The following is a 14,683-nucleotide window of genomic DNA, read 5'->3' on the forward strand; positions in this document are numbered from 1 at the left end:
TGGTACAACGGAAAACGGCGTCGCGCTCATGTCGCGTTACAATGTCAAGGAAACCGAGGCGAAGTGGCAGGGCGTGTGGGACGGCAAGGGCTGTTTCACCGCGCGCGAGGACGCCTCCCGGCCCAAATACTATGTGCTGGAGATGTTCCCCTATCCGTCGGGGCGCATCCACATGGGCCACGTCCGCAACTACACCATCGGCGACGTGATCGCGCGCTTCAAGCGTGCCAAGGGCTTCAACGTCCTGCACCCGATGGGCTGGGACGCCTTCGGCCTGCCGGCCGAGAACGCCGCGCTGGAGAAGAAGGTCCACCCCGCCGCCTGGACGCGCGAGAACATCGCGACCATGCGCGGGCAGCTGAAGACGATGGGCCTGTCCATCGACTGGGACCGTGAGATCGCCACCTGCGACGTGGAGTATTACCGCCACGAGCAGAAGATGTTCCTGGATTTCCTGAAGGCGGGCCTCGCCTACCGCAAGGAGTCCTGGGTGAACTGGGACCCGGTGGACAACACCGTTCTCGCCAACGAGCAGGTGATCGACGGCCGCGGCTGGCGCACCGGCGCGCTGGTGGAGAAGCGCAAGCTGTCGCAGTGGTTCCTGAAGATCACCGCCTATGCCGAAGACCTGCTGAAGGGGCTGGAGACGCTGGACCGCTGGCCCGAGCGTGTCCGCATCATGCAGGAGAACTGGATCGGCAAGTCCACCGGCGTCCGTTTCCGCTTCAAGATCAAGGGGCGCGACGAGGAGCTGGAGGTCTTCACCACCCGGCCCGATACGCTGTTCGGCGCCTCCTTCGCCGCGATCTCCCCGAATCACCCGCTGGCCGCCGAACTGGCCGCGTCCAGCCCGGACCTGGCCGAGTTCATCGCCGAGTGCAACCGGCTGGGCACCAGCGAGGAAGCGATCGAGACGGCGGAGAAGCGCGGATTCGACACCGGCCTGAAGGTCGTGCATCCCTTCGATCCGTCGTGGGAGCTGCCGGTCTACGTCGCCAACTTCGTGCTGATGGAATACGGCACGGGCGCGATCTTCGGCTGCCCGGCGCATGACCAGCGCGACCTGGATTTCGCCCGCAAGTACGGGCTGCCGGTCCGTCCGGTGGTGATCCCGGCCGACGCCGACCCGGCGACCTTCGATGTCGGGGCCGAGGCCTACACCGGCCCCGGCGTGCTGCGGAACTCCGCCTTCCTCGACGGGCTCGACACCGAGTCGGCGAAGGAGGAGGCCGGCAAGCGGCTGGAGGCGGCGGGCCAGGGCGAGCGCACCACCCAGTACCGCCTGCGCGACTGGGGCGTGTCGCGCCAGCGCTATTGGGGCTGCCCGATCCCGGTCATCCATTGCGAGTCGTGTGGCATCGTCCCGGTTCCGGACGACCAGCTGCCGGTCGTGCTGCCGGAGGACGTGACCTTCGACAAGCCCGGCAACCCGCTGGACCACCATCCGACCTGGAAGCACACGACCTGCCCGACCTGCGGCAAGCCGGCGCTGCGCGAGACCGACACCTTCGACACCTTCATCGAGTCGTCGTGGTATTTCGCCCGCTTCTGCTCGCCGAAGACCGAGGATGCGGCCTTCACCCGCGACTCGGTCGATTACTGGCTGGGCGTCGATCAGTATATCGGCGGCATCGAGCATGCGGTCCTGCACCTGCTCTACAGCCGCTTCTGGACGCGCGCGCTGAAGACCTGCGGCTATCTGGATCTGGAGGAGCCGTTCACCGGCCTGTTCACCCAGGGCATGGTCAACCACGAGACCTACAAGGATGCCGGCACCGGCGCCTGGCTGGCCCCGACCGACCTGACGAAGAACGACAAGGGCGAGTGGGTCCGGGCCGACAGCGGCGAGCCGGTCACCGTCGGCCGCGTCGAGAAGATGTCGAAGTCCAAGAAGAACGTGGTGGACCCGGCGCACATCATCGGCACCTATGGCGCCGACGCCGCCCGCCTGTTCATGCTGTCGGACAGCCCGCCGGAACGCGACCTGGAATGGACCGAGGCCGGCATCGACGGCGCCTGGCGCTACATCAACCGCCTGTGGCGGATGGTGACCGAGGCGCCGGTAGAACTGCCGGCAGCCGGCGCTCCGAAGCTTGAGTCGTTCGGCCCGAAGGCCGAGGCCGCCCGCCGTCTGGTCCACAAGACCATCGCCGGCGTGTCGGAGGATCTCGACAAGTTCCGCTTCAACAAGGCGGTCGCCCGCGTCCGCGAGCTGTCCAACGCGCTGGGCGAACTGGACGGCACCGGCGAGGGCGAGGCCTGGGTCCTGCGCGAGGGCTTCGAGTCGCTGGTCCGTCTCGTCGGCCCGATGATGCCGCATCTGGGCGAGGAGCTGTGGGCACAGCTGGGGCACTCCACCCTGCTGGCCGACCAGCCCTGGCCGGAAGCCGACCCCACCCTGGTGGTGGAGGACAGCGTCAAGGTCGCGGTGCAGGTCAACGGCAAGCTGCGCGCCACGCTGGAACTGCCGCGCGACATGGACAAGGACGCGGCGGAGCAGGCGGCGCTTGCCGACGCCAACGTCCAGCGCGCCATGGACGGCAAGCCGGCGCGCAAGGTCATCGTCGTCCCGAACCGGGTGATCAATGTCGTCGTCTGATACCAGACCGTTCCGTCAGGCTGTGGCGCGGGGGCTGTTCGCCCTCGCGCTCGGCCTGTCCGCCCTGTCGCTGTCGGGCTGCGGTTTCCAGCCGCTCTACGGCGGCAAGGGGGTTGGGTCCGCCGCGGCGGACCGGCTGATGGAGGTCGACATCGCGTCGATCCCCGACCGGGAAGGGCAGAAGCTCCGCAACCTGCTGATCGACAACTTCTATCCGTCGGAGCGGCCGAGCAATCCGCGCTACCGGCTGGATGTGGCGCTGTCGGCATCGGAGCAGAAGCTGGCCCTGCAGAAGGACGCCACCGCGGTGCGCGCCCAGCTGCTGGTCAACGCCCCCTACCGTCTGACCGACACCCAGACCGGTCAGGTGGTGTTCCAGTCCAGCTCGCGCTCGATGATCAGCTACAACACGCTGGAGCAGCATTACGCCGCCATCGTGACGGTGCAGAGCGCCTATGACCGGGCGCTCGAGGACATTTCCAACGACATCACCACCCGCGTCGCCATGTATCTCGGCCGCGGGTCCTGACCGGCCGGGGATGCACGGGTGAAGCTCCAGCCCAAGGCGATCGACGGTTTTCTGCGCAGCCCGGACCGCAAGGTTCGGGCGGTGCTGCTTTATGGCCCCGACTCGGGCCTCGTGCGCGACCGCGCCCAGACGCTGGGCAAGACGGTGGTGCAGGACCTGTCCGATCCGTTCCGCGTCGCCGAGTTCCAGGGGCGCGCCATCGCCGACGATCCGGCGCGGCTGGCGGACGAGGCCGCGGCGATCTCCTTCACCGGCGGCCGGCGCCTGATCCGCGTCCGCGACGCGGAGGACAACAGCACCGCCGCCTTCACCGCCTTCTTCGAGAATTTGCCGCCGGGCGACAGCCTTGTGGTGGTCGAGTCGGGCGACCTGTCGGCCCGCTCCAAGCTGCGGCTTCTGTTCGAAGGCGCGGACGCCGCCGCCGCGATCCCCTGCTATGTCGAGGAGGAGGCATCGCTCGGCCGCGTCATCGCCGACATCCTGCATGGCCATGGGCTGACCGCCGATCCCGACGTGCTGAGCTTCCTGGCCGCCAACCTCGTCGGCGACCGCATGGTGGCCCGCGGCGAGGTGGAGAAGCTGGCGCTCTACATGGGCAGTGAAAAGCGCGTGCGGCTGGAGGATGCCCAGGCCTGCATCGGCGACAGCGCCGCCCTGTCGATGGACGAGCCGGTGTGGGCGGCGGCGGAGGGCGATTTCGCCACGCTCGACCGTTCGCTGGCGCGGCTGTTCGCCGAGGGCACCTCGCCGGTGCCGATCCTGCGCGGCGCCCAGCGCCATTTCCAGCGCCTGCAGCTGCTGACCGCCCAGGTCGCCGCCGGCAAGTCGCCGGAGGCCGCCGTCGAGTCGCTGCGCCCGCCGGTCTTCTTCAAGCTGAAGACCCGGCTGGTCAAACAGGCGCGCCACTGGTCGCCCAACCATGTCCGGCAGGCGCTGGAACGGCTGGTCGATGCCGAGGCCGACTGCAAGCGCACCAACATGCCGGACGAGACGCTCTGCGCCCGCGTGCTGTTCCAACTGGCTTCGCTGGGCGCCCGGCGCTAAGGGGCGCTGACTTGACCATTGGGGCCGGTGCGCTAATTCGCGGGGCATGAGCGACGCCATAGACACCGCGCCACCGCCCGCCCCCTTCCGGGTGCGCTGGTGGCAACCCCTGCTGTTCTGGGTCATCGTCAACGCCTGGGGCTTCGTCGAACGCGGCGGCCAGCCCTTCGCCGGGCACCAGCCGTCGCCGCTGCAGCCGCCGGGATGGGTGTTCCCGGTGATGTGGTTCACGCTGAACGTCTTCCAGATCTGGGGCGACATCCGTCTGCTTGACCCGGCGCGGCGGATCCGCAGCCGTGGCCTGCTGATCGGCCTGCAGGCGGTGACCTGGGTGATCTATGCCACCTTCAGCCTCGTCTATTTCACGCTGGGCAGTTCGATCCTCGCCGCGGTCTGGACGGTGTCCTTCTTCATCATCACCTCCGTCTGCATCGCGCTGGTGGCGCGGGACGACCGCAGCATCGCGCTGATCTGGACGCCGCTGATCCTGTGGACCGGCTTCGCGTCGGTGGTCGGCATCCACAACGCGCTGATCAACCCCGATCCGCTGTTCGGCACCCCGGCCCTCTGGGGATAATACCCGGATAAAATCCTTGCACTGAATATCACCCGGGTATAACCAGTCGGGAACGATGATGCATGCGGGGAGGCCGGGCGTGGTTGGCAAAGAGGACCGCAAGGCGGCGGTGGCGGCCTACAAAGAGCGCAAGAGCGTGGCCGGCGTGTTCGCCGTCCGCTGTGGGGCTGCCGGTATGGTGTGGGTGGGCGGCGCGCCCGATCTCGACAAGATCCAGAACCGGATCTGGTTCCAGCTGAAGATGGGCGGCTGTCCGCACCGCAGCCTGCAGGCGGCCTGGAATGCCCATGGGCCCGAGTCGCTGGCCTTCGACATCGTCGAACGGCTGGAGGACGAGGACCTCGCCTTCGCCCGCACCGCCGCGCTGAAGGCGCGTGTCGCCCATTGGGCGGCGACGATGGGGGCGGAGGCGATCTGAGGGCGGGCGCTCAGCCCCGGTAATCGTGGACCCGGCCGGTGAAGTCGGTGACGCGATATCGATCCTCGCCCTGCTCCTCGATCCAGGCCGCGGCGGCGGGGGCCTTGCCGTGGCCGCCGGGGATGTCGAGGACATAGGTGGGCTGACACAGGCCGGACAGCTTGCCGCGCAGGCCGGTCACCAGCGCCTGCCCCGCGGCCAGGGTCGGGCGGAAATGGCTGGTGCCGGCGGCGAGGTCGGGATGGTGCAGGTAATAGGGCTTGACCCGGTTGCGCACCAGGCCGCGGAACAGAGCCTCCAGCGCCGCATGGCTGTCGTTGATGCCCTTCAGCAGCACGGTCTGGCCGACCAGCGGGATGCCGGCCTCCACCAGCCGGGCGAGGGCGGCGCGTACCGGCGGTGTCAGCTCGTCGGCATGGTTGATGTGGACGGCGACCCAGGTGGCGAGATCGGGGGCGGTCAGCGCCTCCAGCAGTTCCGGGGTGACGCGCTCCGGGTCGGCGGCGGGGATGCGGCTGTGCAGGCGGACGATGCCGACATGCGGCATGGCCGACAGCGCCTGGACGATCCCGCGCAGCCGGCGCGGCGACAGCAGCAGCGGATCGCCGCCGGTGATGACGACCTCCCAGACCTCCTGGTGATCGCGGATGTAGGCCAGCGCCGCCTCCAGCTCGTCGGCGGACAGCGCCTCGCCGCCGGGACCGACCATCTCGCGGCGGAAGCAGAAGCGGCAATAGACGGCGCAGGCATGCAGCGGCTTCAGCAGCACCCGGTCAGGATAGCGGTGGACGATGCCCTTCACCGGGCTACGCGCGCCGTCGCCGATCGGGTCTTCCAGCTCTTCCGGCGTGCTGTACGCCTCGGCGGGGGAGGGGACGTACTGGGCATAGAGCGGATCCTGCGGGTCCGTACGTCCGGCCAGCGTCTCGCGCAGGTACGGGGTCAGCGCCACGGCATAGCGGTCGGCGACCGTACGCACGGCCTCGCCGGCCTCCGGCGTCATCAGCCCGGCGGCCACCAGATCGGAAACGCTGTGCAGGGCCTTCATCGCTCTTTCCCGCTTCGACGGAATGGGTCATGTAGGAAAGCGACCGCTCTTACTCCTGCGAGACCCATGCTGTCGACTCTTCCCCGCCTGATCGGCCACCGCGGCGCCAAGGAAAGCGCTCCGGAAAACACCCTCGCCTCGATCCGCGAAGCCGCCCGCCAGGGCGCCCGCTGGGTGGAGGTGGATGTCATGCTGACCCGCGACCAGCGGCCGGTGCTGATCCATGACGACACGCTGGACCGCACCACCACCGGCACCGGCGCCGTGCCGCTGCTGGATCTGGCGGAACTGCAGCAGCTCGATGCCGGACGCTGGTTCGATGCCGCCTTCGTCGGCGAACGGGTGCCGACGCTGGAGGCGGCGGTGGACCTGATCCGCGAACTGGGCCTCGGGCTGAACCTTGAGATCAAACCCTATCCGGGGCAGGAGGAGATCACGGCGGAGGTGGCGCTGAACATTCTGCGGCCGCTGTGGCCGTCGGACCGGCCGCTCCTGCTCTCCAGCTTCGAGGTGCCCTGCCTGGAGGTGGCGCAGCGGCTGTGGCCGGAGATCCCGCGCGGCTACCTGCTGTGGGACCCGCCGGCCGATTGGGCCGCGATCGCCGACCGCATCGGGGCCGCCACCCTGAACGTCGACCAGAGCCGCCAGACCGCCGACAGCATCGCGGAATACCGTGCCACCGGCCGGCCGGTGCTGTCCTACACCGTCAACGACGCCGGGCGTGCCCGGACGCTGTTCGGTTGGGGCGTGTCGGCGGTCTTCACCGACGCGCCCGGCCGGCTGGCGCGGGAACTGGGACCGCTCGCCGGATCGGACGCCTGATGATCCGCCGGGGGACCGGTCGATACGCTGACGCTTCCGTTCGCGACTGCGGCAAATCGTGAACGTTTTTTGCGCGGGGGGATGAATCCGCTCGTAGGGCGCGCCAATTCCTCATATATAGAACCGCACTGGCGATCCCGCCGGAACCCACGCGGATTCCGGCGGAGCCTTTCGTCGTCTGGTAGTCCGCCGCTTTGGTCCGGCGTCCCACGGGATGCCACGTTCGGTCTTTGGAGGGTTCGTTGAAGGCGTTGAAGCCGTTGCCGATGTCCGGCCGGGAGGTTCTGCCGCTCGTCGAGGGTGGCAAGGGTATTGCCGTGTCCAACGGCGAAAGCTCCGGCGCCTGGGCGGCTGCCGGCGGGATTGGCACCTTCTCGGGTGTCAACGCCGACAGCTATGATGAGAACGGCAACCTTCTGCCGCAGATCTACAAGGGCAAGACCCGGCGCGAGCGCCATAACGAGCTGATCGCCTTCGGCATCGAGGGCGGCATTGCCCAGGCGCGCATCGCGCACGAGACGTCGAACGGCAATGGCCGCATCCACATGAACGTCCTGTGGGAGATGGGCGGCGCCGAGCACATCCTGCACGGCGTGCTGGAAGGCGCCCAGGGTCTGATCCACGGCGTCACCTGCGGCGCCGGCATGCCCTACAAGGTCGCCGAGATCGCGGTGCGCTACGGCGTCCATTACTACCCGATCGTGTCGTCGGCCCGCGCCTTCCGCGCGCTGTGGCTGCGCGCCTACCACAAGTTCCGCGAGCATCTGGGCGGCGTGGTGTACGAGGATCCGTGGCTGGCCGGCGGCCACAACGGCCTGTCCAACTCCGAGGACCCGCAGAAGCCGGAGGATCCGTTCCCCCGCGTCCTGGCCCTGCGCCAGATGATGAACAGCTTCGGCCTGAACGACACCCCCATCGTGATGGCGGGCGGCGTCTGGTGGCTGTCGGAGTGGGAGGACTGGATCGACAACCCCGACCTGGGTCCGGTCGCCTTCCAGTTCGGCACCCGTCCGCTGCTGACCCAGGAGAGCCCGATCTCCATGGCGTGGAAGCGCAAGCTGGTCGCGCTGCAGCCGGGCGACGTCTTCCTGAACCGCTTCTCCCCCACCGGCTTCTATTCGTCGGCGGTGAAGAACCCGTTCCTGCTGGACCTGATGGCGCGCTCCGAGCGCCAGGTCGCCTACCTGTCCAAGCCGGTGGGCGAGCATTCGGCCGAATTCCCGGTCGGTCCGCGCGGCCGTCCGGTCTATGTGACCGAAAGCGACAAGCAGCGCGCCGAGGGCTGGCTGTCCCAGGGCTTCACCACCGCGCTGAAGACGCCGGACAGCACGCTGGTCTTCGTCACCCCCCAGCAGTCGGAAAAGATCCTGCACGATCAGGTCGACTGCATGGGCTGCCTGTCGGCCTGCGGCTTCTCCAACTGGGCGCAGAACGAGGAGGGGACGACGGGCAAGCGCGCCGATCCGCGCTCCTTCTGCATCCAGAAGACGCTCCAGGCGGTCAGCCATACCGACGACTGCGAAAACCAGCTGATGTTCGCCGGGCACAACGCCTACCGCTTCGCCAGCGATCCCTACTACAACGACGGCTTCATCCCGACGGTGAAGCAGCTGGTCGAACGGATCGCCACCGGTTACTGACCGGGGCCATCATCGGACGGGCAAGGCCGCCGGCGGGACATCGCCGGCGGCCTTTGCGTTTCCCCGCCGCGCTTGTGCCGTCCGGTTGACGTCGGTGCGACAATAACTTGCGCGGCCTTTCCGAATGGTTTTACAGTTGAACGGATTGCGGCCATGTGCCGCGGTTCAGTGTTGGACCTTATGTTCGATCCCGAATTCGACAGCACGGGGGCCACGCCCATGATGACCGCCGAACGCCCCTTCAAGCGAGTCCTCGACCGGCTGAACGCTGCCGGCCTGCGCCCGACCCGCCAGCGCCTCGGCCTTGCCCGGCTGCTGTTCGAAGGTTGCGACCGGCACGTCACCGCCGAACAGCTGCATGGCGAGGCGCTGTCCGCCGACCTGCCGGTTTCGCTGGCGACGGTCTACAACACGCTGAACCAGTTCACCGCCGCCGGCCTGCTGCGCGAGGTGGTGGTGGAATCGGGAAAATCCTATTTCGACACCAACACCAGCGATCACCACCATTTCTTCGTCGAATCCACCGGCCGGCTGGAGGACATTCCCGCCGACCGGCTGATGGTGCAGAATCTTCCGGCCGCTCCCGCCGGCACCCGCGTCGCCCGCGTCGACGTGATCGTCCGGCTGATTCAGGACGATCACTGAAGCCGTTTCTGCTGAACCCGTTTCGCGCTCAGGTCCCGTCGACCGGCCCCGGTTCGGTGGCGCTGGGCGCGCGGTCGACGAAAGGCCAGCGCATGAAGGCGAAGGCCCAGACCGCCAGGACGTTGATGTAGGGGAACAGCAGCAGCAGGATCCACAGCGGGCTGCGCCCCGCCTTGGCCAGGACCCAGCCGCCGGCGATCAGCATGTACATCGTGACGATCGAGCCGATCAGCAGTTCCCAGAAGCCCAGATGGATCACGGTCTCCGTCATGCCGTCCTCCGTGCCTTGACCTTGCGCGCCTGACGCGCCGGCAGGACCGGCCAGCGGCTGTGCGCCATCACGCCGATGGGCACGACATGCCCGAGCGGAACCAGCGAGAACAGGGCCCACAGCGGCGAGAAGCCGGCCCGCCGCAGGATGCGCGACAAGGGCCAGACGATGGCGATCTGGAACAGCATCAGCCCCAAGAACGGCCCCTGAGACAGGCCATCGATGAAATCCTGCAGCATGCCGGTCCGGACCCTCCCTTACATCGTCGTTGGGCAGAGAAGCGCGGGCGGGCGGCTTTGTCGAGCCAAACTTTTCCCGAACCGGGCATCATGCACCGCGTTGCAACTTCTGCACGGATCAGGGGTATGCGAACGTGAAATGTCCCGCGTCGGCATGCTACAGTTCGCCGCGTCCGGCCTTTCCGGCTTGACGTCGTTTCGGAATTCAGTTGCGGCGGGCCATTCTCTTTGACGGATCTCTCCGAACCGGACGGTGGCGCACGCGGGAGACGGTGGCGCCTGTCGTCCCTGCCGCCGGTTGCCGCGTTGCGAATCGGCCTGCTTGTCGCGGTGATCGCCGGATTCTGGCTGGTCGCCTACGCCGACCTCGACCGTGCGCGCAACCGGGCGATCCAGGACGGGCTGCGCCAGACCGTCAACTTGTCGATCCTTCTGGAGGAGGACGCCCGGCGCGTCGTGGTCGTTGCCGGCTATTCCCTGCACGCGATGACGGAGAGCGGGCGGATTCCCGCCCATCTGCTGGGCGGCACGGCGGAGCCGCCGGGCATGGATTCCGGCCCCGGACTGGCACTGCGGACCCTGCTGATCGTCGAGCGCGACGGGCGGGTGCGGCAGGCCGCCGGCCTGGACAACATGGCCTCGGTCGCCGGAACCCCGCTGGCCGACGCGGTGCGCGGCGGCTCGGCGACCTTCGTCGGGCCATACCAGACGGCCGACGGCGGCTGGCGGGCGGCCATGATCCGGCCCCTGACGGACGGCAGCGGGATGGCGGTGGCGGTGCTCGACCTCGACCGCTTCACCCGGCTCTATGCCAGCCAGAACATCGGGCCGCTCAGCATCATCCTGCTTTATCGCGAGAATGGCGCGGTTCTGGCCTATTCGCGGACCGGTCTGCGATTGGACCAGGACCGCTCCGCCTTCGCCGCCTTTCTGCCGCGGCTGCCTGCCGGTGAAGCCGCGCGGACGCTGTCCGGCTTCGACCCGGCGGAAGGGCGCGAGCGCATCGGCACGGTCCGCCGGGTGGCGGGGTTGCCGCTGTACGTCTATGTCCGCATCCGCACCGACGACGTGCTGGCCGGCTGGTACAACGACCGCTGGAAACGCGTCCTGGAAACCGCGGCGGTTTCGGTGGTGGTGATGCTGCTGGCCATGCTGGCCTTGCGGCAGCTCGGGCGGCTGGAGACGACTACGCAGGCGCTGCGGGCCAGCGACCGGCGGTCGCAGGCGCTGTTCGACAGCAGTTTCCAGATCATGGGATTGCTGTCGCCCGATGGACGGGTTCTGGCGCTGAACCAGCCGGCCTGCGCGCTGGCCGGGCTGCCGGCCGAAGCCCTGGTCGGGCACCCGGCCTGGGAGTTCCGCGGCTGGGCCCGCACGGACGAACTGGCGGCGGCATTTCGGAACTCCATCGAAAAGGCGGCGTCGGGACGCTTCGTCCGCTACGAGACGGATGTGGTGTCCGACGAGGCGACCCGCGTGATGGACGTGACGATCAAGCCGGTGTTCGACGACCGGGGGGCGGTGACCGTGCTGGTGGTGGAGGCGCGCGACATCACCGAACGGGTGGAGGCGGCGGCGCGGCTCGCCGCGGCGCTCGATCAGGCGGAGGCCGCCAACCGCGCCAAGAGCGCCTTCCTGGCGACCATGAGCCACGAGCTGCGCACCCCGCTGAACGCCATCATCGGCTTTTCCGACATCATGCTGCACGAGCTGTTCGGCCCGCTGGGCAGCCCGCGCTACCGCGACTATGCCCGCCATGTGCAGAACAGCGGCCGGCACCTGCTCGACCTCATCAACGACGTGCTGGACATGTCGAAGCTGGAGGCCGGGCGCTACACGCTGGATGAAAGCTGGCTGGAACCGGCTGGGACAATCGAGAATTGCCGGGCGCTGGCCGCGGTGCCGGCCGATGCCGGCGGCGTGCTGCTGGCGGTCGACGGCGCCCCCGGCCTTCCCCGCCTGCTGGCCGACGAGCGCGCGTTGCGGCAGGTGCTGCTGAACCTGCTGTCGAACGCGGTGAAATTCACCCCGCGCGGCGGCCGGGTGACGGTGGGCGCGGTGCAGGAGGAGGACGGCGGGATCGCCATCTCCGTGCGCGACACCGGCATCGGCATTCCGGCGGAAGCGCTGACCCGTATCCTGGAGCCGTTCCAGCAGGCCGACAGCAGCATCCCCGGACGGTTCGGCGGCACCGGCCTGGGGCTGTCGATCTGCCGCGATCTGATGACCCTGCATGGCGGATGCCTGTGCATCGACAGCGAGCCGGGCCGCGGCACCACCGTCACCATCCGCTTCCCGGCGACCCGCGTCGGCCCGCCGGTTGCGGCGGACGGATTGCCGGCGTAAGCCTGTCGGCACTCAAGCCTGTTGGCGGTGATGCGGATCGAAAGGCGGACGAGATGATCGGGAATGACGGGAAGCCGGTGTCCAAGGAGGAGCTGCGCAAGCACATCGCCGCCTACAACGGCCAGTCGCGCGGCTCCAAGGAATTCGCGGCGATCCCGCGGGCGCTGGTGACCATCCTGGACGGGCTGAAGCCGGGCAAGACCGGCTACGTCAAATGCCTGGACGGGCAGGTGCAGCTGTCGCGCCGCAAGGACAACAGCGTTTCGGCGGGCTGACAAACGGAAAGCGCCCCTCCCCGGTGCCGGGGAAGGGCGCTTTTTTCTCAGTTCAAGGCTGTCAGTGCTTGGCCGCGGCGGCGGCACCGATGCCGGTCTGGGAGCGGACGAACTGATCCTCGAAGGCGTCGCGCTCGGCACGGGCCGACGCGCTGCTGTCCAGCTTCGACACGATGATGGTGACGAGGAAGGCCAGCGTCATCGAGAACAGGGCCGGCTGCTCGTAGGGGAAGATCGGCTTCGGGTTGTTCAGCACGACGACCCACACGGCGTTCGACAGGATCACCAGCGTGACCGCGGAGATCAGGCCGGCGATGCCGCCCGCCAGCGCGCCGCGGGTGGTCAGCCCCTTCCAGTACATCGACAGGATCAGCACCGGGAAGTTCACCGACGCCGCGACGCCGAAGGTCAGACCGACCAGGAAGGCGACGTTCTGCTTCTCGAACGCGATGCCCAGCACCACGGCCAGCACGCCCAGCACCAGCGACGCGATCTTGGACACGCGCATCTCCTCGCGCTCCGTCGCCTCGCCCTTGCGGATGACGCGGGCATAAAGGTCGTGGGCGATGGCCGAGGCGCCGGCCAGGGCGAGGCCCGACACCACCGCCAGGATGGTGGCGAAGGCGACCGCCGACAGGAAGCCCAGGAACAGGTCGCCGCCCAACGCCTTGGCCAGATGCATCACCGGCATGTTGCCGCCGCCGATCAGCTTGCCGCCGACCTTGCCGCCTTCGAAGAACTGCGGGTCGGTGCCGACGATGGTGATCGCCGCCATGCCCAGCACGCAGACGATCAGGAAGAAGAAGCCGATGAAGCCCGACGCGTAGAAGACCGACTTGCGGGCCTCGCGCGCGTTGGGGACGGTGAAGAAGCGCATCATGATGTGCGGCAGCGCGGCGGTGCCGAACAGCAGGCCCAGCGACAGCGACACCGCCGACACCGGGTCGGCCAGCAGCGTGCCCGGCCCCATGATCTTCACGCCGTCCTTGTGCGAGGCGATGGCGCTCTTGGCGATGGCCTCCAGGCTGAAGCCGAAGCGCGACAGGGCGAGGAAGGCCAGGATCACGCCGGCGCCCAGCAGAAGCACCGCCTTGATGATCTGCACCCAGGTGGTGGCGATCATGCCGCCGAAGGTGACGTAGACCACCATCAGAACGCCGACCACGATCACCGCGACGTTGTAGTCCAGCCCGAACAGCAGCTTGATCAGCTGGCCGGCGCCGACCATCTGGACGATCAGGTAGAAGCACACCACCGTCAGCGAGCCGATGGCGGCGAAGGTGCGGATCTTGCCCTGGTCCAGCCGGTACGAGGCGATGTCGGCGAAGGTGAAGTGGCCGAGGTTGCGGAGCCGCTCCGCCAGCAGGAACAGGATGATCGGCCAGCCGACGAAGAAGCTGATGGTGTAGACGAAGCCGTCATAGCCCTTGGCGAACACCAGGCTCGACAGGCCCAGCAGCGTCGCGGCCGACATATAGTCGCCGGCGATGGCCAGACCGTTCTGGAAACCGCTGATGCCGCCGCCCGCGGTGTAGAAATCGGAAGTCGAGCGGGTGCGGCTGGCCGCCCAGTAGGTGATGCCCAGCGTCATCACCACGAAGGCGATGAACATGCCGATGGCCGACAGGTTGATCGGCTGCTTTTCCAACTGCCCGACATCGCCGGCGGCCAGCGCCGGCACGGCGGACAGGGTGGCGGCAGCCGCCGTCAGGAGGATGCGGCGGGCGGTCATTGCAGCGTCTCCCGCGTGATCTCGTCGGTCAGGTCCTGGAAACGGCCGTTGGCGAAGTGGGAATAGACGCCGGTCAGCAGCCAGGACAGGATGATGATCCCCGCCCCGATGGGAAAGCCGACGCTGAGGACCGAGTCGTCGGACATCGGCTTGTGCAGCAGGTCCGGCGCGAAGGCGACCACCATCATGAAGCTGTAGTAGCCGACCAGCACGATGACCGACAGGATCAGGGCGAGCCGGCTGCGCTGGCGCACCAGTTCCTGGAATTTGGGGTTCCGGCGGACCCTCTCGTAAACCGGGTTGTTCGCGGGGGAGTGCATGTTTCCTCCAGACGCTGGACGTCCTTGTTATGTGTCGGGTTATGCGTTGGGTGATGCCTGATTCGGCTTATGGCTTTTCGGCTAACAAAACACTGTTTCGCAAATTTCCCGGAAATATGACGAATTGTTTCAGCGCAATTCAGGCAACAATCACACGCGATTCGCGTTGAGGCGCGGC

Annotated in this window: 15 protein-coding genes; 10 read left to right on the top strand and 5 right to left on the bottom strand. The window is 68.0% G+C overall.

Going from position 1 to position 14,683, the window contains the following annotated elements; all coding sequences use genetic code 11:
- Positions 1 to 28: 28 nt before the first annotated feature.
- The 5 genes from leuS to B9N97_RS13980 all read left to right on the top strand — a co-directional run bounded on the left by leuS (position 29) and on the right by B9N97_RS13980 (position 5,167).
- Complete coding sequence (gene leuS, locus B9N97_RS13960) at positions 29 to 2,599, top strand: leucine--tRNA ligase (protein ID WP_085087423.1); 2,571 nt, start codon at positions 29 to 31, stop codon at positions 2,597 to 2,599.
- The gene (locus B9N97_RS13965; protein ID WP_085087426.1) at positions 2,586 to 3,128 is read left to right on the top strand and encodes an LPS assembly lipoprotein LptE; all 543 of its coding nucleotides are present in this window, start codon (positions 2,586 to 2,588) and stop codon (positions 3,126 to 3,128) included. The genes leuS and B9N97_RS13965 overlap by 14 nt, the downstream gene beginning before the upstream one ends.
- A gap of 18 nt (positions 3,129 to 3,146) precedes the next feature.
- Positions 3,147 to 4,172: a DNA polymerase III subunit delta gene (gene holA / locus B9N97_RS13970; protein ID WP_085087429.1), complete on the top strand. Its 1,026-nt coding sequence runs from the start codon at positions 3,147 to 3,149 to the stop codon at positions 4,170 to 4,172.
- Positions 4,173 to 4,218: 46 nt separating this feature from the next.
- Entirely contained in the window at positions 4,219 to 4,749 is a 531-nt protein-coding gene (locus B9N97_RS13975) for a tryptophan-rich sensory protein (protein WP_085087432.1), read from the top strand.
- A gap of 79 nt (positions 4,750 to 4,828) precedes the next feature.
- Positions 4,829 to 5,167 (top strand): GIY-YIG nuclease family protein, encoded by a 339-nt coding sequence (locus B9N97_RS13980; protein WP_244560715.1) that lies wholly within the window; start codon positions 4,829 to 4,831, stop codon positions 5,165 to 5,167.
- A 10-nt stretch (positions 5,168 to 5,177) separates the two neighbouring features.
- Here B9N97_RS13980 and B9N97_RS13985 read toward each other — a convergent pair whose 3' ends face one another.
- On the bottom strand, positions 5,178 to 6,215 hold the full coding sequence (locus B9N97_RS13985; RefSeq protein WP_085087438.1) for a lysine-2,3-aminomutase-like protein: 1,038 nt from the start codon (positions 6,213 to 6,215) through the stop codon (positions 5,178 to 5,180).
- Between the two features lie 66 nt (positions 6,216 to 6,281).
- Here B9N97_RS13985 and B9N97_RS13990 point away from each other — a divergent pair, with 66 nt between their 5' ends.
- The 3 genes from B9N97_RS13990 (at position 6,282) to irrA (ending at position 9,322) form a co-directional block, all read left to right on the top strand.
- Positions 6,282 to 7,037, top strand: coding sequence for a glycerophosphoryl diester phosphodiesterase (locus B9N97_RS13990; RefSeq protein ID WP_085087441.1), 756 nt, complete (start codon positions 6,282 to 6,284; stop codon positions 7,035 to 7,037).
- Between the two features lie 242 nt (positions 7,038 to 7,279).
- Positions 7,280 to 8,677: an NAD(P)H-dependent flavin oxidoreductase gene (locus tag B9N97_RS13995; protein ID WP_167393305.1), complete on the top strand. Its 1,398-nt coding sequence runs from the start codon at positions 7,280 to 7,282 to the stop codon at positions 8,675 to 8,677.
- Between the two features lie 222 nt (positions 8,678 to 8,899).
- On the top strand, positions 8,900 to 9,322 hold the full coding sequence (gene irrA / locus B9N97_RS14000; protein WP_432264200.1) for an iron response transcriptional regulator IrrA: 423 nt from the start codon (positions 8,900 to 8,902) through the stop codon (positions 9,320 to 9,322).
- A gap of 28 nt (positions 9,323 to 9,350) precedes the next feature.
- Here irrA and B9N97_RS14005 read toward each other — a convergent pair whose 3' ends face one another.
- A complete protein-coding gene (locus B9N97_RS14005; RefSeq protein ID WP_085087447.1) occupies positions 9,351 to 9,593 on the bottom strand; it encodes a hypothetical protein in 243 nt (80 codons plus the stop codon).
- Positions 9,590 to 9,832, bottom strand: coding sequence for a hypothetical protein (locus B9N97_RS14010; RefSeq protein WP_085087450.1), 243 nt, complete (start codon positions 9,830 to 9,832; stop codon positions 9,590 to 9,592). The genes B9N97_RS14005 and B9N97_RS14010 overlap by 4 nt, the downstream gene beginning before the upstream one ends.
- A gap of 306 nt (positions 9,833 to 10,138) precedes the next feature.
- Here B9N97_RS14010 and B9N97_RS14015 point away from each other — a divergent pair, with 306 nt between their 5' ends.
- Both B9N97_RS14015 and B9N97_RS14020 read left to right on the top strand, forming a co-directional pair.
- Positions 10,139 to 12,178, top strand: coding sequence for a sensor histidine kinase (locus tag B9N97_RS14015; RefSeq protein WP_085087453.1), 2,040 nt, complete (start codon positions 10,139 to 10,141; stop codon positions 12,176 to 12,178).
- A 53-nt stretch (positions 12,179 to 12,231) separates the two neighbouring features.
- On the top strand, positions 12,232 to 12,453 hold the full coding sequence (locus B9N97_RS14020; protein ID WP_085087455.1) for a hypothetical protein: 222 nt from the start codon (positions 12,232 to 12,234) through the stop codon (positions 12,451 to 12,453).
- A gap of 61 nt (positions 12,454 to 12,514) precedes the next feature.
- On the opposite strand, the gene B9N97_RS14025 is transcribed toward B9N97_RS14020, so the two are convergent.
- Together B9N97_RS14025 and B9N97_RS14030 are read right to left on the bottom strand one after the other, a co-directional pair.
- Positions 12,515 to 14,185: a cation acetate symporter gene (locus B9N97_RS14025; RefSeq protein WP_085087459.1), complete on the bottom strand. Its 1,671-nt coding sequence runs from the start codon at positions 14,183 to 14,185 to the stop codon at positions 12,515 to 12,517.
- The gene (locus B9N97_RS14030) at positions 14,182 to 14,505 is read right to left on the bottom strand and encodes a DUF485 domain-containing protein (RefSeq protein WP_085087462.1); all 324 of its coding nucleotides are present in this window, start codon (positions 14,503 to 14,505) and stop codon (positions 14,182 to 14,184) included. The genes B9N97_RS14025 and B9N97_RS14030 overlap by 4 nt, the downstream gene beginning before the upstream one ends.
- Positions 14,506 to 14,683 lie beyond the last annotated feature (178 nt).

Source organism: Azospirillum oryzae, assembly GCF_900177515.1.
GTDB classification, from domain to species: domain Bacteria; phylum Pseudomonadota; class Alphaproteobacteria; order Azospirillales; family Azospirillaceae; genus Azospirillum; species Azospirillum oryzae_A.